General features: G+C 33.9%; 20 protein-coding genes. 18 read left to right on the top strand and 2 right to left on the bottom strand.

Annotated elements, in window-relative coordinates:
* Window positions 1-108 precede the first annotated feature (108 nt).
* The 17 genes from LN736_RS06000 (at window position 109) to LN736_RS05920 (ending at window position 19,704) form a co-directional block, all read left to right on the top strand.
* Window positions 109-303, top strand: coding sequence for a hypothetical protein (locus LN736_RS06000; RefSeq protein WP_179978443.1), 195 nt, complete (start codon window positions 109-111; stop codon window positions 301-303).
* A gap of 925 nt (window positions 304-1,228) precedes the next feature.
* Entirely contained in the window at window positions 1,229-1,465 is a 237-nt protein-coding gene (locus LN736_RS05995) for a DUF4829 domain-containing protein (RefSeq protein ID WP_229981192.1), read from the top strand.
* A 213-nt stretch (window positions 1,466-1,678) separates the two neighbouring features.
* Window positions 1,679-2,263, top strand: coding sequence for a TetR/AcrR family transcriptional regulator (locus LN736_RS05990; RefSeq protein WP_150358349.1), 585 nt, complete (start codon window positions 1,679-1,681; stop codon window positions 2,261-2,263).
* A 242-nt stretch (window positions 2,264-2,505) separates the two neighbouring features.
* Window positions 2,506-4,725: an efflux RND transporter permease subunit gene (locus LN736_RS05985; RefSeq protein ID WP_179978445.1), complete on the top strand. Its 2,220-nt coding sequence runs from the start codon at window positions 2,506-2,508 to the stop codon at window positions 4,723-4,725.
* Window positions 4,715-6,907: a coiled-coil domain-containing protein gene (locus tag LN736_RS05980; protein WP_150358347.1), complete on the top strand. Its 2,193-nt coding sequence runs from the start codon at window positions 4,715-4,717 to the stop codon at window positions 6,905-6,907. The genes LN736_RS05985 and LN736_RS05980 overlap by 11 nt, the downstream gene beginning before the upstream one ends.
* A gap of 16 nt (window positions 6,908-6,923) precedes the next feature.
* Window positions 6,924-7,133 carry a hypothetical protein gene (locus tag LN736_RS05975; RefSeq protein WP_150358346.1) on the top strand — a complete coding sequence of 70 codons (210 nt, stop codon included), beginning with the start codon at window positions 6,924-6,926 and terminating at the stop codon, window positions 7,131-7,133.
* Window positions 7,115-8,017, top strand: a complete 903-nt coding sequence (locus tag LN736_RS19105; protein ID WP_229981191.1) for a DMT family transporter — start codon at window positions 7,115-7,117, stop codon at window positions 8,015-8,017. The genes LN736_RS05975 and LN736_RS19105 overlap by 19 nt, the downstream gene beginning before the upstream one ends.
* 162 nt (window positions 8,018-8,179) lie before the next feature.
* Window positions 8,180-9,532 (top strand): glucose-6-phosphate isomerase, encoded by a 1,353-nt coding sequence (locus LN736_RS05965; RefSeq protein ID WP_229981196.1) that lies wholly within the window; start codon window positions 8,180-8,182, stop codon window positions 9,530-9,532.
* 229 nt (window positions 9,533-9,761) lie between these two features.
* Window positions 9,762-9,986 (top strand): hypothetical protein, encoded by a 225-nt coding sequence (locus LN736_RS05960; RefSeq protein ID WP_150358344.1) that lies wholly within the window; start codon window positions 9,762-9,764, stop codon window positions 9,984-9,986.
* A 20-nt stretch (window positions 9,987-10,006) separates the two neighbouring features.
* Complete coding sequence (locus LN736_RS05955; protein ID WP_150358343.1) at window positions 10,007-10,444, top strand: YaiI/YqxD family protein; 438 nt, start codon at window positions 10,007-10,009, stop codon at window positions 10,442-10,444.
* Between the two features lie 139 nt (window positions 10,445-10,583).
* A complete protein-coding gene (locus LN736_RS05950) occupies window positions 10,584-12,587 on the top strand; it encodes a triple tyrosine motif-containing protein (RefSeq protein ID WP_150358342.1) in 2,004 nt (667 codons plus the stop codon).
* Window positions 12,588-12,664: 77 nt separating this feature from the next.
* A complete protein-coding gene (locus LN736_RS05945) occupies window positions 12,665-13,336 on the top strand; it encodes a lytic transglycosylase domain-containing protein (RefSeq protein WP_229981190.1) in 672 nt (223 codons plus the stop codon).
* Window positions 13,337-13,503: 167 nt separating this feature from the next.
* Window positions 13,504-14,220, top strand: a complete 717-nt coding sequence (locus LN736_RS05940; RefSeq protein WP_229981189.1) for a pseudouridine synthase — start codon at window positions 13,504-13,506, stop codon at window positions 14,218-14,220.
* Window positions 14,221-14,602: 382 nt separating this feature from the next.
* On the top strand, window positions 14,603-14,896 hold the full coding sequence (locus tag LN736_RS05935; protein ID WP_150358897.1) for a YerC/YecD family TrpR-related protein: 294 nt from the start codon (window positions 14,603-14,605) through the stop codon (window positions 14,894-14,896).
* 174 nt (window positions 14,897-15,070) lie between these two features.
* Window positions 15,071-17,311, top strand: coding sequence for a DNA helicase PcrA (pcrA, locus tag LN736_RS05930; protein WP_150358896.1), 2,241 nt, complete (start codon window positions 15,071-15,073; stop codon window positions 17,309-17,311).
* Between the two features lie 33 nt (window positions 17,312-17,344).
* Window positions 17,345-19,342: an NAD-dependent DNA ligase LigA gene (ligA, locus tag LN736_RS05925; protein WP_179978448.1), complete on the top strand. Its 1,998-nt coding sequence runs from the start codon at window positions 17,345-17,347 to the stop codon at window positions 19,340-19,342.
* A gap of 92 nt (window positions 19,343-19,434) precedes the next feature.
* Window positions 19,435-19,704: a hypothetical protein gene (locus LN736_RS05920; RefSeq protein WP_150358894.1), complete on the top strand. Its 270-nt coding sequence runs from the start codon at window positions 19,435-19,437 to the stop codon at window positions 19,702-19,704.
* Between the two features lie 32 nt (window positions 19,705-19,736).
* Here LN736_RS05920 and LN736_RS05915 read toward each other — a convergent pair whose 3' ends face one another.
* Window positions 19,737-19,904 (bottom strand): hypothetical protein, encoded by a 168-nt coding sequence (locus LN736_RS05915; protein ID WP_179978449.1) that lies wholly within the window; start codon window positions 19,902-19,904, stop codon window positions 19,737-19,739.
* Between the two features lie 175 nt (window positions 19,905-20,079).
* Between LN736_RS05915 and LN736_RS05910 the strand changes: the two genes are divergently transcribed.
* Window positions 20,080-21,690, top strand: coding sequence for a peptide ABC transporter substrate-binding protein (locus LN736_RS05910; protein ID WP_150358623.1), 1,611 nt, complete (start codon window positions 20,080-20,082; stop codon window positions 21,688-21,690).
* Window positions 21,691-21,758: 68 nt separating this feature from the next.
* Here LN736_RS05910 and LN736_RS05905 read toward each other — a convergent pair whose 3' ends face one another.
* Window positions 21,759-21,917 (bottom strand): hydroxymyristoyl-ACP dehydratase, encoded by a 159-nt coding sequence (locus LN736_RS05905; protein WP_150358622.1) that lies wholly within the window; start codon window positions 21,915-21,917, stop codon window positions 21,759-21,761.
* Window positions 21,918-22,015: the final 98 nt, after the last annotated feature.

Below are 22,015 nucleotides of genomic sequence, written 5' to 3'. Positions count from 1 at the left end.
TGTATTTAATAGTAATGATTCATGTTATATAGAATTACCCCTTTCTATCATTACTGTATGGGTGGTTACAGGGATGACAGGTTGGCACAATGGGAGGGGGTAATGTGAATGAACTTTTTCTTCCTGTGCATTGTAGTGCTTTCAATTACCGAGATATTGAGTTTATGTATTATTTCGGTTTTCTGCTACAAGCAAGATAAGATTAAAATGTTTTTTGAAAGCAAGACCGGTATTTCAAAGGATAAGATTTTGACAGATGTTAAAGTTAAAATAGATGAACCAAAAAATGAAAACAACAAGTAACTTTTGGGAGAAGTTACTTGCTTATATATAGGTTCTTTCTCGTATAACATGATTTTGTGAATTTACAATTTCTCTGTAATCACTCGCCTACATACCTTATTATTATATTATAAATAGAACAAAAAATACACTCTTTTATAGCATTTTTATTATTTTTATCAATTTAATAATTACTAAATTGTTAACGCTAGAAAAAATAAAACCCTACAAGGTGGCTAATTAATTTGCAATCAATAAACCTCCAGTGTAAAAAGCTGGAGGTACTTAGTTATAGAACTAATAAAATGAAGAAATTTATTAATTAATAATATGTCCATAAAATATTAAATTATTCTTAATATTTAGACTATTGTTTTTCCTTATTATAATGGTAAAATATAGATAACAAAAACATAATTATATGGTAGTAAAGGAATTCCTCTCTAAAAAGTAAGAAGTTAATACTTAATTATGTGCCATTTATAAACGCCTTGCAAAATGGTTTAGGGCTCCTATAAAATAGGAACCCATTTCTTTTCTGCCGTCAAAAATAAGGAAGGATGGTTCAACGATTATGGGGCGTATAATTTAGGAGAAGTACTGCTTACTTCTGATGAAAATGGAAATAAATTAGTTGATAGTTTAGATAATCAATTCAAGGTTAGGATGATGGTGCCGAAAGGCTAGAGATAGCTTATTTTAGAGGGATCTATTTAAAAATAGAATAAAAGCTCATCTGATATTTAGATGAGCTTTTATCCTATTGTATTGTCTGGTTCCTAGGTATAAGAGATTGTATAATTATATACTTACCTCATGTTTTATTGTATATATTAAATGTCAAAATAATATGTGAAAACCCAAAATGCCCCATAAATATTGCAAAGTCAGGGATAGGAAAAATGAGAAACACAAAGAAAGGCGTAGTTTAGCTGTTAAATGAGTTTTGGAGAAATCTGAAGATAGAAGACCATCACAAAAAGAAGCTTATATGAAATATGGTCGTGGCATAATAACACATGCAAAAGCTGAAAACATAAAGATTTATAAGGTTGAGTATACAGTTGAATATAAAAAAGATGGTGTTGGTCCTGAAGACAGTGGGAAAGATATTAAATGGTGCACACTTATTAGAAAAGACAAGAATTCGCCTTGGTTAATTGACGAAATTGGAGAGGGTTAATTGATAAAAAGAGTTTTGGGGAAATTCAGAACTCTTTCTCTGCTGTCAGATTAACCGCAGCGACTTCATGGGAGAGATAAAGCCCGGAGGGTGACTAACTAAAAACATTCTTATTCTCTTTTAAAATTAGTTTGACATGTAAATAGAATAGATATAAAATACAAATAAATAAATGTTCATTTATTTATTTGTATTTTTGGATGGTGATATGAAATGGCTAGAATTGCAGATCCTAAAAAAATAGATAATATTAAAAAAGCAGTGATGGAGTGTATAATAGATTACGGATATTCCAGCGTATCAATCGCTTTAATTTGTGAAAAAGCAGGAGTTTCTCCTGGATATTTGTATAGATATTATAATAGTAAAGAGGAATTAGTACAGGAATTGGTGGACTCGGAAATGAGCGTGATAATTAATGACTTTATAGCAGATATTGATTCTTCTGATACTATGTATGAAGCTGGATGTAGAACAATAAGAAAATTATTTATGAATGCAAACAGGGAGCCGATGATGGCAAAATTTGCTGCTTCAGTTGTGATGGATTTGAGAATACCCACAAAGGAAAAGTTTAATAGATTTAATGGCATACTGAATCTGGCGAAAAAATGTATTGAATTGGGGAAAAGAACGGGTGAATTTAAATCTAATGTAACTGCTGCGGAGGTATTGGTTGTGTCCTTTACAATTCCATTTAGGTATCTATCATTTTCGCTGGAATTAGAAAATAATAAAAAATTTACAGAAGAAGAAGCTAAAAGAATAGCAAAAATATGTATTAATGCATTGAAATAATTTTTACTTAAATTAATGAATAAATGTTTATTTATAAATAAAGAAGGTATAGATTTAAGTACAAGAAAATTACTATGATAATGAATTAAAATTGTTTCCTGAATCGAATTCTAAAGTCAGGTAGAACCGGAGATAAAACTGTCGAAGTTATAGGATAGGAAAGACCTCTTGAAATGTTCATACATATGATTTGATCGTGTATTTTGGAATAAGTGTATAAGGAATGGAGAAGGAGAAGCTTGATGAAGAACAGAATAAAAACTAAACCATCCGATCTAGTAGTCAATTTTATTGTAAATAAAAGTAAGTATATTGAAATATTTTTTGCAGTCATGGTCGTAATCAGCATATTTTTATATCTATTTGTGAAAGTCAATTATGATCTCACCAAATATCTGCCGAATACGGCGGCATCCAAAGTCGGCCTGAACCTTATGGAGAAAGAATTTGGCTATCCAGGTACCGCCCGCATCATGATCAAGAATGTATCCCTGTATCAGGCAAAGCTGTATAAGGAAGAGATAGAGGCGGTGGATGGCGTAGATACAGTATTTTGGGCAGATACGGCAGAAAATATTGAAAAGTATACCGATGTATATACTTCTGATACCTTTATAAAAGCCGAAAATATCCAGGATTATTATAAAGACAATTGTGCAGTGATGGATATTTCCTTTGTCAAAGGGGATTCCGACCAGAGGACATCGAAGGCACTGGACAAGATTTATGAAATTGTAGGTGATAAGGGCAGCTTTACAGGACCTGCTGTTCAGAATAAATCCTTGAATGAGAGCTTGAACAAGGAAATGAAAAGCGCTACGGTAATTGTAATCGCCGTTGTGGCATTGGTACTTATATTGACAACGACAGCGTGGCTTGAGCCATTGTTGTTCCTTCTGGTCATGGGGATTGCCATTGTGATTAATATGGGAACAAACGTATTTTTGGGAGAGATCTCATTTATGACTGCAAGTGTGGCCCCCGTTCTGCAGATGGCCGTTGCAATGGATTATTCAATTTTTCTGATGCATGCGTTCACCGAAGAAAAAGATGCAGGTAAAGAGCCCAAAGAAGCCATTGAAATTGCCATACGGCAATCCGCATCCTCCATTATAGCCTGTGGCATGGCAACCATTATCGGTTTTTTGGCGCTGACTCTCATGAAGTTTTCCATAGGATATGACCTGGGAATTGTTCTGGCAAAGGGAATTTTTATCAGTTTGCTGACTGTTTTGTTTCTGATGCCTTCCCTGATTATCCGAAGCCAAAATATGATTCAAAAAACTGCGCATCGTAAACTGGTAAAGCTCCCTAAGAGGCTGGGCAAAGGTATTTTAAAGATCAAATATGTGGCATTGGGACTTGCTATATTTTTGGCGGTGCCCTGTTTTATTGCAAAAGACATGAACAGTTTTCTTTTCGGCAATTCGGCGGTAGGTGCGGGAGAAGGTACGCAGGTCTATAAAGATGAGCAGGAAATTGACAGGATTTTTGGAAGAAGCAATATGCTTATGGCATTGATACCAGATGACTCCAACATAAAGGAGAAGGAATTGTCCGATGAATTGGGGAAGCTCAGTTATGTGAAAAAAGTAACCTCGCTGGAAAATACACTGCCGGAGGGTATACCGGAAAGCATTATTCCAAATAGAATCACCACACAGCTTCACTCGGGAAAATATGCACGTATTTTAATTTACATAAGAACGCGGGAAGAAAGTGATGCGGCATTTCGATATGCTGATGGGATCAAGGCCATTGTTCAAAAGTATTATCCTCAGCATTCGTCTTTGATTGGAGCTACTACCTTTACACAGGATATCAAAACCATACTCACCCGTGATTATACATTCGTGGACAAACTTTCTCTAATAGGGGTGGTAATCGTGGCAGTGATTGTATTTAAATCACTGTTGATTCCCATTCTGCTGGTAGTGCCTATTGAAATAGCGATTTTTTTCAATATGGCAGTACCTTATTTCATGGGGGAGAACATGATTTTCATGGGTTACATTATAGTCAGCTGCATCCAGTTGGCTGCAACTGTAGACTATTCAATATTGATGACCAACTACTATTTAGAATACCGAATGCATTTGGATAAGAGAGAGGCCATTCTAGAAACGATTTGGGCAGCGGTTCCGCCTATCATGAATTCTGGGCTCATTCTTTCCTTTGCAGGATATACACTTTACTTTACTTCAAGTATTGCCGCCATTGGTGCCATGGGACATCTAATTGGACGTGGTGCACTGATGAGTATTGCAATGGTTGTCTTGCTGCTGCCGGCACTACTGTATATTTTTGATGGACGCATCTACAAGCATATTTCCAGGATGAACCAGCTGAAAGACAAAGCGAGGAAGAAACTTGCAGATAAGCTGCAGTTGGGAGAAGTGTTGCCCAAGACAATAGAGGATAAATCTTCTGAAAGTTTGGAGGGATTGAAGAATGAAAATTAGGAAAAGAATTCTATCAAGTATATTAGCACTCTTGATTTTGCCCGTCACCTTGTCTGGCACGGCCACAGCGGCAGCACCCAAGGTCTCGGTGGATGAATCTGCTTATGTAAATCTGGATTATTACGGTACACCAACCAATATAAACATTGTAAAAAGCTGCAATTTAAATGGGAATCAACAATTCACAGACTATGGCGAATATGAAAAGGTGAGCAATATGTCCAACAATGTTGTTCCCACGATGAAGAATGGAGCTGTCAGTTGGAATCTGAACAACTACAAGGGACGATTCTATTATGAATGCACTCCCAAAAAGGGAACTGTAGTTTTACCATGGAATGTGGATGTGTCCTATTCCCTTAATGGCACTCCCATAGCTGCATCCAAATTGGTTGGTGCATCTGGTTTGATACAGATTGATGTAAAGGTGACGCCAAATACCAAGGCCAACATGTATTACAGAAACAATATGCTTTTGCAAATGCAGACCATAGTGGATATGTCAAAAGCGTCAAGCGTGGATGCGCCGGGTGCACAGGTTCAGACCATAGGCAATAAAAAAATCATTTTGTTTGCCGCACTTCCGGGAGAGAAAGATACCTTTACCCTCCGTATCGGTACGAATAGCTTTGAAACCGATGGTATTCTGCTGACCATGGTGCCGGGAACTCTGAGTCAGCTGCAGGATGTGAAGGATCTTAAAGATAACATCGACACGTTTAGAGATTCCATGAATTCCATCTATGACAGTACAAATGCACTTTTACAAACAGCTGAAAATATGCAAAGCGGTCTGTCACGAGCTAAGTCTGGTTTATCCTCATTGGACCGCGCTAACAGTAATATAAGTGTATCAAAAGATAGTTTGTTTGATAAATCAGAAACGGCATTGGCGGATTTGTCAAAAGTGGCATCCAATACGGCGGCAATGATTCCCCATATCAATGAGGGGGAAAATGCTATTGAAGATTTGAACTATGATTTGAATGCTATGACAAAAACCATTGAAAGTACAAAGACTGAACTGGAGAAATATAAGGCTTCCATCAAAAACGTACAGGATGACATTGAGGAACTGCGTGATGTTGTGAAAGATGTAAACAGCAAATCCGATGAAAGAGATGAACTGCTTCAGCGTACCAGATCGGATATAGAAGATATGCAGGCAGATCTGGAGAATTTGAGTGACAGCTCCTCTGACTTGAGCAACAAGTTGAATGCAGTGAGTTCTGACATATCCACATTGTCAGATGCCATGAAAAGTGTAAGTGGGGAATTGTCAGGAATTGCCGAAAAGTATTTACAGGGTATTGAAAATGAAGAGCTGAAGAAAGTTCTGATGGCATTATATAGTAACATACAACAAATGCTCTCCTATGTTGATTCAACGCTCTCAGATCTTGCTGCGGCATGCGATTCCACCAGTGAACTGCTTGACCAAACATCTGATATAAGTGAAAATGGTAAAGATTATTTAAATACCGTCAATTCAAGCATATCTTTGATAGAAGATTATTTCGAAGATTTTGACAGGGCAAATGAGGTTACAGATGATATGCTCAGTGAACAATCGGAAATATTGTCAAACACCAGCAGCTTGCTGACAAAAAGTGAAACCCTTATTGACAATATTTCAGCAGTCAATGATACAGCAAATAAGTATAAGAGCAGTTCTATAAAAGCACTGCAGGATATGGGAACCCTGCTGGACAGTATGACCAAAGGTCTCAATAGCTCACAGAATTTTCTGAGCAGCTTTGAATCTGTACTTAAAAACAGCAGCGGCGATATCAGCCAGGGCAACAGTGATATGCTTAAAGGCCTTATCGGAGTACTTAAGCAGAGCCTTGAGGGAATTAAAAGCGTACCTACCATGAGGAAGGCAAATGATTCTATTAAGTCTACTGCAGATAAGGAAATCGATAAATTTGAGAATGAGAACAGGCTGCTGTATCTGGATCCGAAAGCAGAACTGATCTCCTTTACTTCCAGCAAAAACCCTTCGCCCAGGAGCATACAGGTGATTCTGAGAACGCAGGAAATCAACAAGGACAGTGGTAATGAGAATATAACAAATGCGGATTCAGACGCGCAGGATAAAGGTGTACTTTACAGAATCATCCGGGTATTTGTTAAATTAAAGCAGGCTGTGGTATCAGCTTTCTCGGATATCAATCAATAAGGCGGCGAAGCATTAATTGAGTGATGTTAAATATGGAAAAGGAGAACTTGCAAAAGCTCTCCTTTTCCATAAATGTATATTTATCAGAGAACTATTATTTGATAATACTTCTAAATTCATAGATATATTAAAAGATATCACATTTGTTAAAAATGTGCCGAAAATATTGTATAATGAATGTAACATTTTAATTAGGGGGATATATAAGTGGAAAATGCAGATGTAAGGAAATCCTTAATTGCAGATATTTCTCTTCTAGTGGTTGCAGTAATATGGGGAGGAGGTTTTATAGCTGCAAAAATAGCTTTATTGAGTATTACTCCATTTTATCTGTTGTCCTTTAGATTTTTGTGTTCAGGAATCATTTTATATATGATATTTTTTAAAAAAATGATAAAAATAGACAGACAAAGTTTTATAGCTGGAATTACCCTGGGGCTGATCTTATACGCAGGGCAGACCTTTCAGACTGTTGGGCTTAAATATACAACAGCTGGAAAGCAGTCCTTCTTAACTGCTTCCTATACTGCAATAGTACCTTTTGCTTCCTGGCTGGTGACTAAAAAAGCACCTAATATTTATGCAGTATTGGCCGGCTTTTTAACTTTAATGGGAATAGGATTTTTGAGTCTGCAGCAAAATATATCCATAAGTTTTGGAGACAGCCTTACACTGCTTTTTACAGTTGTTTATTCTTTCCAGATAATTTTGATTGGAATCTATGCTAAGAGGGATATAAATCCTATACATTTAACAACGGTACAATTGTTATCCGCAGGTATATTTACGTTGATAAGTGCGTTGATATTCGAGCCCCATATGCATGTCCCGGATAGCAGAGGAATAGCTGGAATATTGTATCTCATAATATTTAATACGACTATTGCATTCTTAGTACAAAATGTAGCGCAGAAGTATACATCTGATACCCATGCTTCAATAATATTGTCACTGGAATCAGTCTTTGGATGTTTTTTATCTATACTTTTGATGGGGGAGGTATTTACAAAAAAAATGGTCATTGGATGCATAATCATATTTATTGCAGTAATTTTATCTAAGACAGATAGACTTCATTCTTTGCCAGGCAGGCAATCGAGTGATTCTTAGGTTCAGATTGTCGATCTGCAGAATTTTATGGAATATATATAATAGATATAAAAATATTGGGCAAATTATAAATGGGTATTTTTAAGATAGATTTAATAATAGTGCTATACTATCATTGTATTGAGAAAAAATTATAGATTCTGGAGGTGGAAATCAACTGTGTTGAATAAGGGTATAAAATTGGATTTAAGCAAAGTTGCTCCATACGTACAGGAAAAAGAAATTATGAACATGCAGTCAGATATATCAATTGCCCACAATATGATAGAAAATAAAAATGGAAGAGGAAATGATCAGCTGGGATGGGTTGACTTACCTGTATATTATGATGAAAATGAATTTAGAAGAATAAAAATTGCGGCACAAAAAATAAGGGAAAAATCTGATGCCTTAATAATTATAGGAATAGGGGGTTCATATTTAGGAGCTAGAGCAGCTATAGAAATGCTTTCACATAGTTTTAACAATATACTACCAAAGGATAAAAGAAGGAATTTGGCTGTATTTTATGCAGGTAATAATATGAGTTCAACCTATATGTATGATTTGATTCATATTGTAGAGGAAATGAATTTATCTATAAATGTTATTTCAAAATCTGGAACGACCACAGAGCCAGCAGTTGCATTTAGAATATTTAAAAAATTGCTTGAGAGAAAATATGGGAAAGAGGAAACTAGAAATAGAATATATGTAACTACAGACAGTAAAAAGGGTGTTTTAAGGGAAATAGCAGATAGAGAGGGATATGAGACATTCACCATACCAGATGATGTAGGTGGAAGATATTCTGTACTCACGGCAGTAGGACTTTTACCAATAGCGGCTTCAGGTATAGATATAGACGAAATGATTAGGGGTGCAGGAGATGCACGGTTGGAATGTAGAATAGAAGATCTTCAAAAAAATCCTGCATATCAATATGCAGCAGTTAGGAACATACTGTATAAAAAAGAAAAAATCATTGAAATGATAGTAAATTTTGAGCCCTGTCTTCACTATTTCGGAGAATGGTGGAAGCAGTTATTTGCGGAGAGTCAGGGTAAGGATAACAAAGGTATATTTCCCGCTTCGGTGGATTTTTCTACAGATCTCCATTCAATGGGTCAGTATATACAGCAGGGTTTGAGAATAATGTTTGAAACTTTCATAAATGTAGAAAAGCCTAGAAGGGAGATATTCATAGAAAAAGATAATGAAAATGTTGATGGAATTAATTTCCTGGATGGAAAATCTATAGATTTTATAAATCATCAAGCTTTTAAAGGAACAGTTTTAGCCCATAATAAGGGAAACGTACCGGTAATAGTTTTAAATGTACCTGAATTAACTGCCTATTACTTTGGGTATATGGTATATTTTTTTGAAAAATCTTGTGGAATTGGCGGTTATTTGATGGGAATAAATCCATTCGACCAGCCGGGAGTTGAGACCTATAAGAAAAATATGTTTGCCTTCCTCGGAAAACCAGGTTATGAATATAAAAAGAAGGAATTGGAAGGAATACTTGACTGACAATTTAAATTCACCTGCTTTACTGTGCTGTTGTACATAAGGCAGGATTATTTTTACTAAAGTGCAAACATGAAATAATAAATTTTTTCAGTGCCGATGAAAATATCCAGCCAAGTCTGAATTTTGATGCTTAGAAATGGTACTTATAATCTGCGTTGACAGCTGATTTCATCATGTCTATAATAATAGGTAAAATCGGGTTTTATTTACTTAATAGGAGGAAATTTTTATGAAGAAGGTGTTTATTAAGTCCTTAGTAATATATACGATCTTGTTTTGTTTGCTAAATTACGTCAATACTTCAGAGCTTAATCCCATATCAATAATAAAGATGTTGATTATTTCTATCTTGTGTGCGCTGGCACTTTCCGGCCTTACTGTTTTACTGAAAGCCAATTTTTTAAAAAATAATAAGGATAAATTGAAGAGCAATAAAAAAAGTCAAAAAAAATAGAGGAGATAGCAATTGTAAATATGAAAATATTAGTAGATGCGGATGCTTGTGCAGGTAAGGATATAATAGAAAATGTTGCCAGAAAAAACAATGTTCCGGTGAAAATGTACTGTGATTTAAATCATGTTTTAGATTCTGACTACAGCAGTGTGGAATATGTAGACAGTGGATTTCAAAGTGTGGATATGTATCTTATAAACAACACTGAAAAAGGAGATATAGTAGTAAGTCAGGATTATGGGGTGGCAGCCATGGCTCTTGGCAAAAATGCCTATGCCATAAGTCCTAAAGGATATATATACAGTAATGATAATATAGATAAGCTCCTTTTTGAAAGGCATATATCTTCTAAGGTGAGAAGATCAGGAGGAAAGACTTGCAATCCAAAAAAACGGACAAAAGAGGATGATCATAGACTTGAAAAAAATTTACTTGAGTTGATACATTCATTTCATTGATATTCAGTGATTATCTTAAATTATTCCCTTGTATAGAAATAAATACATAAAAAATACTATTACAAAATATGGAATTATAGTATAATATAAGTTAGAAAAATCTGATCAAAGGAATTATTATACGTAGGGGATGATTTAGATGAATGAGCTGGCTATAAACTGTAATTTAAAAAGTCCGCAGGCGAAAGAGTCAAAAGTTATTATCAATGTGGATAATAACTTAAAGCAAAAGCTTGTTTATAAGTATATGATAGGATGTAATGGTGTATGGGATATCTTGAAGGATTTTACGAACGAGGAAAAAATTGAGTGGATTCCTGAGAAAGATGGAAAATATATATTGATGGTGCAGGCTAAAAAAGTAGGAGGAAATAAGAGCTTTGATTATGTATCTAAGATGGATTATATAATAGGAAAGGCAGAGGAAAAGTTAATAAGCGGCATTTATATAGATAAGGACAAGCTTAAATTAGGAGACAAGCTTAATATAACAGTGGATACTACTAGATTTCCCCTTTTGTTCAGGTATTGGATAAGAATAGAAGATGAATGGGAAATGATAAAGGATTATTCGGCAGATAATGTACTTTCCTGGGTGGTTAAAGGCGAAGGAAAGGGTGAAATACTGGTAGAATGCAAGAATATAGATTCTAAAAATGATTTTGATGATTTTCAAAGTGCAAAATTTCAGGTATATTCTTTAAAAAATGTGGTAATAACTGATTTTAAATGCTTGACTTCGGACCTTCTCGAAGACTCAGAACTGATTTTTCAGATAGATTCAGATCATGATAGTGATAGGACAATACTCTATAAATTTTTTAAAATAAGTTCTAATGGAGAAACAGAGTGCATTCAAAATTATTCTACAAAAAGGATAGTAAGTTATGTAGAGAAAAAAAGTGGTGAATATAGACTTTTATGTCTGGCAAAAGATATATATTCCATGAATAAATTTGATGACAGGGCTGTTTTGAATTTTAGAGTCAAAAAATACAATAAAATCTATATAAAAAATTTTATTGCAGACATGAACTATCCTCAGTTGTGCGGAGTAAAGATAACTTTAAAAGCAGAGGTCATAGGTGGAAGGGAACTTTTATACAGGTATGTGATTGAGGGAAATTACAGTGAAGATTCCGGGTATACTACCTGTGACAGTTATGTATGGGAAAGCAAACAACCAGGCAGATATAAACTTATCCTAATGGTAAAAGATAGATCTTTTCAGGGAAATTATGAGGCTATAGAATATCTAAATTATATTATAGATGAAAGAAGTAGAGAACCAGTTAAAATTGAGGGAATGATCTTAAATGTAGATAATCCTGTATTAAAGGGTAAAACTATTAAGATGAAGGTGAATGCTTCTGGTGGAGTGGATCTCAAATATGGATTTTTAATAAGGAAAGAGGGGACTGAATTAAAAAATATAGATTATAGCAAAGATAATTTTATGGAATTTACTCCAGAGGAAAGTGGAAAGTATGAGCTGGAAGCGAGGGTAAAAGACCAATATTCCGATAGAGAATATGATTGTCATTCAATAAAAAGTATAGAGGTTTTTGACTATATTCCTGCCGTAATTGATTACATACTATATCCTGTGAAAGAGCTTTTCTTAGTAGGAGATGAAATTGTTATAAATTCTGTGGTGCAAAACACTAAAAATGTTGTTATAAAGTATGTACTCAATATAAATAACCATAAAGTGGAGGAAACAGATTTTGTTCCTCAGAAAATATATGCTTTTGTTCCCAAATACGGCGGTGTATACAGATTGGAAATTTTTGCAAAAAATGTTAAAAGTAAAAAAGAATTTGATTGTAAAAAAGAAGTATGTGTAGAAGTCAATGAAGCGCTCCCTATAACTAATACAAGAATAACCTGTGATAATTTGAAATTTAAATGTAGTATACCTGTGACCTTTACGGTTCATAAAGAAGGTGGAAAAGATGTTATGTATGAATTTTACGTCATGGAAAAGGGGGATTGGAATTTAGTACAGGACTACAGCAAAAAAAATTATTATACTTATATTCCTTTTAATAGAGGAGAGTATAAAATATTAGCCCTTTGTAAAAGTCAGCGCAGTAAAGTTTCCTATGAGGACTACAGCATATTCTCTTTTAAGACCGAATAGCGGCAGACTTAAGTTTATATACTTTAATACGATAAAAGAAGAGTAATAGAGTAATATATTTTTAGGCGGGTGAAATAATGAGTTTAAATAATATAAATTCTACAGATCAGGATAAGAATATCCAAAAAGTTTTACAGCTGGAGTTTATGACAGAAATATTCAAGCAGGCCTTTGAAAACCAGGATTCATTTCAACTTGTTATGGAAAGTTTGACAAAAGCATTGTCAGACAGCAGTGGAAATATAGATATATCCAAACTTTCTCTGGATGATGAGGACTTGAGCAAGCTGGGATATGGAGGCGGACAAAGACTGAATAATATCTACAATAGTGTAAGAGATGACGTAAAAAGTGGAAATTCGAGTATTGATGAAGCGGTGGAGAGTGCTTCCAGAAAATACGGTGTGGATAAAAATTTGATAATGGCAGTTATAAAACAGGAATCCGGTTTCAATCCGCAGGCCAAATCTTCTGCAGGAGCCATGGGACTCATGCAGCTTATGCCTGGGACGGCTAGTGAATTAGGTGTGACAAATCCCTATGATGTAGAACAAAATGTAGATGCTGGAACGGAGTATCTGAGAAATATGCTCAATATGTTTGGAAATTCCAAAGAACTAGCTCTTGCGGCATATAATGCGGGACCTGGAACTTTAAAAAATAGAGGCGTAGATAGCAGCTCGGATATTGTCAAGCTGCCCTATGAAACTAGAAATTATGTGCAAAAAGTTATGCAATATTATGGATAATTAAGTATATAGATTTAAATTTATAATTGTAGAATACAGAACTGCCGGATATACTGTGAAAAGCGTTCTGTATTTTTATGCATTAATTTATTCAATTATATGAATCTTTAATAGCTTGATTTTAAGTGGAAAATACTATAGTATTAACGAAAAAAGGAGTCAGTAAAGTGGATAGATTGGATAAGATATTGGCCAATTTGGGATATGGCACTAGAAAAGAAATAAAATCAATAATAAAAAATGGAGAAATTAAAATAAATGGGGCAGTTGTAAAAGATAATTCTGTGAAAATAAATCCCTATGAGTGCAGTATAGAAATTTCTGGAGAAAATGTAGATTATAAAAAATACATATATATTTTGATGAATAAGCCTTGTGGAGTTGTATCTGCAACTTTTGATAATTTTGATGAGACGGTTATAGATATTCTGGAGCCTAAATACCAGTCTTTTAAACCCTTTCCTGTAGGAAGACTTGATAAGGATACCAGGGGATTACTCATAATTACCAATGATGGAAAGTTAAATCATAGATTGATATCTCCAAGGAGCCATGTGGATAAAGTATATTATGCTGAAATAGATAGGCCTTTAAATGAGTCCGATGTTGATAAATTTGGAAAAGGTATAGTATTAAAAGACGGATATAAGTGTATGTCTGCTGCTTTGCACATCATGGAATCTACTCAGGACGGTTCCAGGGCAGAGGTGACTGTACAGGAAGGAAAATTTCATCAAGTTAAGAAGATGTTTAATTCTTTGGGCAAAAATGTAGTTTATTTGAGAAGAATACGGTTTGGCCCAATAAAATTGGAGGATAGTTTAGAGGAAGGGGAATATAGAGAATTGTCTAAAGAAGAAATAGAAAGTATAAAAAAAATTTAGCCGTGAAATTTTTTAATGCATATTTATGTAATTATATAGATGACCCCATATAAAATAATTCATATTCTACTTGATATTTTGTTTTAATTTTACTATAATGAATATGCAAGAATAAATAAAAGGAATAATAGCCCCCTTTTTATTTATGAGCAAACAGTCCATGCCCCAATGGACTGTTTTTATTTTATACAATTATACTTTTTTTACATATACTGAAATTTTATCAATAATAATTAATGGAATGTATTTATTTGAATAATAAATACAATATAATATGCTATATTGTAAAAATATCTACAGTTTTATAGATTAATATTTTAATACGTGATAAAATTAAATAAAAGATGTGTTTATAAACATACATGAATAAGGAGTGGCGTTCATGGGAGAATATAGATCCAAATTAGAAAGTAAGCAGATGGATTATCTATGTGAGGCGGTATTGTGCTTAAAAACAAAAGAGGAATGTTATAGATTTTTTGATGATATATGTACGATAAACGAAATAAAATCTTTGGAACAGAGACTTCAGGTAGCCAAAATGCTCAGCAATAAAAAGACATATTTAGATATTGCAGCTGCAACAGGAGCCAGCACTGCTACGATAAGCAGAGTGAATAGATGTCTTAATTATGGAAGTGATGGGTATAAAATAGTATTGGGAAGGCTTAAGTAAAATATTTTTAGTATAAGTAAAATTTTTAGATGTGTTGATGGGGGTCAGCACATTTTTTATGTCTTATATGATTAAAGTACTGCTAAAATGTTATAATATTAGACATGAAGCAGATATACGTATACAGTTTAGATTAAAGATATAGATCTATATCTATAAATAGGAGTGAATTTTATGGATTTGAAAAATCTTTTGAACCGGGAACAGTATGAAGCAGTAGCAGCGGTAGACGGTCCACTGCTGATCTTAGCTGGAGCAGGATCAGGTAAAACGAGAGTCCTTACCTATAGAGTGGCCCATATGATTAAAGATTTAAATATATATCCTTCAAAAATATTGGCCATAACTTTTACCAACAAGGCTGCCGGAGAGATGAAAGATAGGATAAAGGAACTTGTTGGAGATGAAGTGGAAGGTATGTGGATATCTACGTTTCATTCAAGCTGTGTGAGAATATTGAGAAGAGAAATAGATAAACTTGGATATAATAAAAATTTTGCCATATATGACAGCTATGATCAGAAGGTGCTTATAAAGCAGTGCATGGAGGAATTGAATATAAATGACAAGGATATAACAGATAGGGAGATAATAAATAAAATTAGTGGACAAAAGGATATTTTAGTATCTCCGGAGCAGTTCAAAAGAGAAAATGAGGGAAATTTTAGAATTAATAAAATTGCAGATGTCTATTTGTTGTATCAAAAAAAGTTAAAAGATAATAATGCTTTGGATTTTGATGATCTTATATATAAAACTGTGCAGCTTTTTAAGGAGCATCCGGATGTACTGGAGTTTTACCAGAGAAAATTTGAGTATATAATGGTGGATGAGTACCAGGATACTAACAGGTCCCAGTATGAATTTGTCAAATTATTGGCTCAGGGGCATAAAAATATATGTGTAGTTGGAGATGACGATCAATGTATTTATGCCTGGAGAGGAGCGGATGTGAGAAATATTTTGGATTTTGAACAGGATTATCCAAATGCGAAGGTGATAAAGTTAGAACAAAATTATAGATCAAAGGGGAATATATTAAAGGCGGCCAATGATGTTATAAGCAATAATTCCAATAGAAAGAAAAAAGTGCTTAGGACTGAAAGTGAAAATGGAGACAAGATAAAATTGTACAGGGCTTATTCTGATCTTGAGGAAGGAAGATATGTGGCATTTAAGATAAGAGATATGGTGAATAGAGATGAAAAAAGACAATATAAGGATTTTGCGGTGCTTTACAGAACCAATGCCCAGTCACGTATTTTTGAAGATGCTTTTATGAAATCCAATATACCTTATAGAATAATTGGAGGACTTAAGTTCTATGATAGAAAAGAAATAAAAGATATTATGGCATATCTGAAATTTATAAATAATCCACTGGATGATATAAGCTTGAGGAGGATAATAAATGTACCCAAGAGGAATATAGGAGATTCTACAGTACAAAAGATACAGGGTTTTGCCAATTCTATGGAAGAATCTCTGTACAATGTGATTTTGGATGTGGACGAAGTATCAAATTTATCCAAGAGAAGTATTAATTCTATAAAAAAATTTGTAAGTATAATAAACAGCTTTATCAAAAGTAGGGATAAAATACCTGTTTCCAGTCTCATAAGGGAAATACTGGATATAACAGGATATTTGGATGAACTCAAAGACAGCAAGGAGGCAGACAGTATAAGTAGGGTGGAAAATCTTAAAGAACTCGTATCGGCTGCTTCTGAGTTTGAAACTACTTCAGAAGATACTTCACTTTCTGCATTTTTGGAGAAAGTGACCCTTGTTTCAGATATAGATAATTTTGATGACAATGCTGATTCTGTTGTACTCATGACTGTACACAGCGCGAAAGGGCTGGAATTTCCGGTAGTATTTATGGTTGGGATGGAAAATGGAATATTTCCGGGAATGCAGTCGTTGGATAGTGCCAAGGAAATGGAGGAGTCCAGAAGGCTCTGCTACGTGGGTATAACCAGGGCAAAAGAACAGCTTTATATGACTTCTGCTGAAACAAGAAGGGTATTTGGCAGGACAGTTTCATATCAGCAGTCTGATTTTGTAGATGAAATATCCCGCGAACTGAAGGAATATGATACTGTAAAGGAAAATAATATTAATAGTTATTCAAATAGGGTTTTGAATAATAATGCTTTTTTATGGAAGAAAAAGGCGGTTTCTAGCAATTTATCAGAGGCTGCAGGAATTTCTGCTGAAAGAGATGTTCCTGGTGACAAGTATTTAAAGCCTGAAGGTATAAAAGAGGGTATAAAGGTAAGACATAGTAAATTTGGGGTAGGAACTATTGTCAGCATATCAAAAAGTGGAAGTGACATAAAGCTCACTATAGTTTTTGACAAAATGGGAATAAAAAATTTGATGTATGGGATAGTGCCATTGGAAGCTGTATAGGGTGTACTCCCAGTTTACTTATGAGGTGATCTGATGAATGATGATATTGTGCATAAGATGAATGAAATTATAAAAGAGTTAAATAGATATGCCTACGAATACTATGTTGAGGATAATCCGAGTATTTCCGATAAAGAGTATGATATGAAATACGATGAACTTGTAAAATTGGAAAGGGATACTGGAATTGTTTTTCCCTATTCTCCTACACAGAGGGTGGGGGATACTGTGCTGTCTCAGTTTCAAAAATACATACATAAAGGCAGATTGTGGAGTCTTGACAAAGCTCAGAGCGTAAATGCCATAGAAGAGTGGCACAGGAGAAATGAAAGAATTGTAAATAATTATAACTTAACTCATGAGGATAAATTGCCAGAGCTTAAATATGTGCTGACTAAAAAGTTTGATGGACTTACGATAAACTGCACCTATGATGAAAGAGGAATGCTGATAAAAGCAGCTACTAGAGGCACGGGTATTGTTGGAGAGGATATAACTGCCCAGGCAAAGACCATAAAGTCTCTTCCCCTTAAAATAGACAATAACAGTCTGGTTGAAATACACGGGGAAGCTGTTATGACTAAAAAAGCTTTTGAACAGTACAATAAAAAAGCGAAGACTCCACTTAAAAATCTCAGAAACGGTGCTGCGGGGGCTCTTAGAAACTTGAATATAAAAGAGACGGCCAGGAGAAATCTTTCAGCCTTTTTTTATGATGTGGGATATAATGAAGGCAGACCCTTTAAAAGTTATGTGGAGATGATGAATTTTATAAGGGAAATGGGACTACCGCAGGACAGCTATCTTAAGATATGTACCAATATGGATGAGATAAAAAATGAGCTGGAGTATGTACACAGTATAAGAAATGAACTTCAGTATGATATAGATGGAGTGGTAATAGTAATAGATGATATGAGAACAAGAGAAATTCTAGGATATACCATTAAGTTCCCAAAGTGGGCCATAGCTTATAAGTTTGAGGCAGAGGAGATTACCACACAGCTTTTAGATGTTGAGTGGAATGTAGGTCGCAGCGGGAGGGTGACCCCTACAGCCATTTTGGAGCCGGTGGAATTAGGCGGAGCTACAGTAAAAAGGGCTACTTTGAATAATATGGATGATATAAGGAGAAAGGGAATAAAAATAGGATGCAGGGTGTTTGTAAGAAGATCCAATGATGTGATTCCGGAAATTACGGCGGTGGTGGAAGATGGTGAAGCGGATAAGACTGTGGATATAGAAGTCCCTGAAAAGTGTCCATACTGTGGTAGTAAACTTATAAAGGATGGTGTGCATTATTTTTGTGAAAATACGCTTTCCTGCAAACCTCAGATGGTAAAAAGCATAGTTCATTTTGGAAGCAGAGAGGCAATGGATATAGAGGGATTCAGCGAAAAAACTGCAGGGCAGCTTTTCGAAAAATTAAATATAAAATCCATAGCTGATTTGTATAGAATTCAAAAAGAGGATCTAATGACCTTAGATAAATTTGGAGAAAAAAAATCCCAAAATCTTATAAATGCCATAGAAAAAAGTAAAAATTGTGATCTGTCCTCATTTATATATGCCCTTGGAATACCGAATGTGGGCAAAAAAACTGCCACTGATCTGTGTAAAAAATTTAATAGATTGAGAGATATCCGAAAGGCTGAACTGGAAGATCTTGTATCAATTCCGGATATAGGTGAAACGGTGGCAAAAGGTATAATAGAATTTTTTAAACAGGACAATATAATAGAGAGCATAGATGAATTATTGAAATTAGGTATTAAACCACATTTTGAGAGTATTAATGTAGAGGAAAATGTATTTAAGGGAAAAACGGTAGTGGTCACAGGAACTTTAAAAAACTATACGAGAATGGGCATAAAAGAAAAATTGGAATCTCTAGGAGCTAAGGTTTCCGGCAGTGTAAGTAAAAAGACAGATTATGTCATAGCAGGTGAATCTACTGGAAGTAAATATGAAAAGGCAATTCAATTTGGAGTAAAAATAATTGATGAAAATCAATTTGAAAATATGCTGTGAATATTTACAAAACAATCGAAGAGAGTTAATATAAAAATAGTTTTGATTTATGATAAAATTAAACTTCAGGTAAAGAACCTGTGGAGGAAAAAATGAAAAGAACAATAAGTTTACTAGGATGGATAGGTGTTATATTCACTATTATTGCATTGGTATTGACACTTCTTACTACATATCATTTTACATATGTAAAGTATTTTAATGATTATTATATGCTGCAGTGGAGTATATTTGGTACTATGATAATATGGGCTGTGAATATGATCATTTTTAGAAGTAATTTTAAAAATATAGTATATCCTATAACTTGCGTGATAATAGCTTGTGTGACTATGTTTTTTATGTACATGAAGGTATTTTGATGTTTTTAAATAAGACAATCTTAAAGATTGCCTTATTTTTTTGATGTAAGCATATGTACATATTGAGTTAATTTTTCCAGCAGGTAATTTTTATATTTTAGCTGTGATAAGACTTGTTTGACAGTTATAAATCCCCAGATTAAGACGAATATGACAGTACACATAGTCAAAATACCTAAAACTTCTATTACAAGTAACATTTTACACTCCTCCGTATAATTAAAATCTTAAGGATACAAAAGCGCTTAAAACATACGTGAACATTATATCATAAAAAATTTATATTAAAAATATTATAATATAATCTGATTATTTTTGTAATAACTGACAATAATTTAAACTGTATTTTATTATCGTGAAAATAAGGAGATATATATGAAGAAACTTATTTATATAATGTGTATTATATTAATAATTTCAGTGGTTTCAATAACATTGATAGGAGGATCTCTGGAAAAAAAAGTTCAGCAAACTGAGAGCAATGATTATAAAAATAGTTTGGTATATAATTTAGGTGAATCGCCTAAAAATTTAATAATGCTTGATTCTGATAATATAAGGCAAAAGGATATACTTGCAAATACATTTGAGGGTCTGGTGAGTAGTGATGAAGATGGGAAAATAATTCCCGGTATAGCGGAAAATTGGAGTGTAGATGAAAGTGGAACCAGCTATACTTTTAAGATAAGGAAAAATGCTAAATGGAGCAATGGATCTAATATTACCGCCTATGATTTTGTGGACTTTTTTTCTAATATACTAAGCAAGGACATGGACAATATATATGCCCAGCAGCTGAATTGTGTATTTGGAGCAGAAGAATACAGGCAGGGTAAATGTGATTTTGGAAATGTTGCCATAAATGCTCTAAATGACAGAACGTTATGCATAAGGCTAAATTATCCCTGTAACTATCTCCTGAATATACTTGCACAGCCTATATACTCTCTTAGAAATATTGATTATAAACTCGTAGATTGGAAAAAGGATTATAAATCCATATTGTATTCGGGAAGTTTTGTCATAGACAGCATATCTCAGAATGGTGATATTACTTTAAAGAAAAATACCTATTATTGGAATAGATCACAGGTGAAAAGCAGCAAGGTAATACTTACGTTTTTAAAAACCAGTGAAAATGCATTGGCAGCTTTTGAAGAAGATAGGGTAAATATATTTACTAATCCCCCACTGGGAGAAATAAAAAATATAAAAAATAAAGTAAATTACATGACTTCACCTAATTTAAGCGGTAAAGGCATAGCTTTCAATATGAAAAAAGAAAATGTAGTAAATGACGTCAAATTTAGAAATTTTGTATCCATGGCTGTTGATAGAGAAAATATAGTAGAAAACATACTGTGTAATACTGCTGTTACAGCTAACTCCTATGTACCGAATTATGTAAGTAATGGATTGAACGGTAAATTTATGAATAAAATATTTTTTCAGGATAAGTCACAGGGGGAAAATGCTGCAGATATGATTAAAGGTTTGAATTATGGTGAAAATGAATCCCTCAAATTAATATATGTGGATAGTGTGGAAAATAAAAAAGTATGTGAGGACATAGCTGAGCGTATTGAGAAGATCTCTGGAATAGCAGTAAATTGTCAGGGATATGAATTGTCTAAATTCAAAGAGCAGTTGAGGGAGGGGCATTATGATATGGCAGAAATAGACTATGCAGGAGACTATGATTATCCACTTGCATTTTTAAATATGTGGAATTCCTCCCGGGCTTATAATTTATACGGATATAGAAATTTGCAGATTGACAGTAAATTGATGAATTCGTCCTTTAAAAAGGATGGAAATCAAAAAATAGAGATATTTAGAGATATCGAGAATGACTTAGCACGGGATATGCCTATGGTACCTTTATATTTTGAAAATACGGTTATTGTCTCAAAAACTTATGTTTCGGGTGTCTATGCGAATATAATGGGAAATATAAAGCTGGATAGGGCCTATCTGAATTATTAAAGGTCAGATAAAAAGGGATTGTCTTAAAATTTTTTAAAACAATCCTTCAAGTTTTTATCCTTGTGAATTTAAGGGGAAAGACCTTTATCTTTTATCTGATTCTTTGGAGAAAAGTATATACAGTTTGTTTTTGGAGATGAAAGATCTGTAATTGCAGTAATATGATTTAAAGTACATTTCCCGTTTTTCTCATGTATGCATCTTTCAGAACAGTTAATATCCATCATTGCCTATCACCTTCCTTATAAAGAACCAGATTGATTTTTATGTTTAGCTGTAAAATGCTTGTACTGGAGTGATATTATTATATCCTAAAGATAAAAAA

It is taken from the genome of Clostridium aromativorans (assembly GCF_020908015.1).
Taxonomy (GTDB): Bacteria; Bacillota; Clostridia; order Clostridiales; family Clostridiaceae; genus Clostridium_B; species Clostridium_B aromativorans.
Note: the sequence above shows the minus strand (reverse complement) of the source record. Positions and strands in the feature narration are given on the sequence as shown.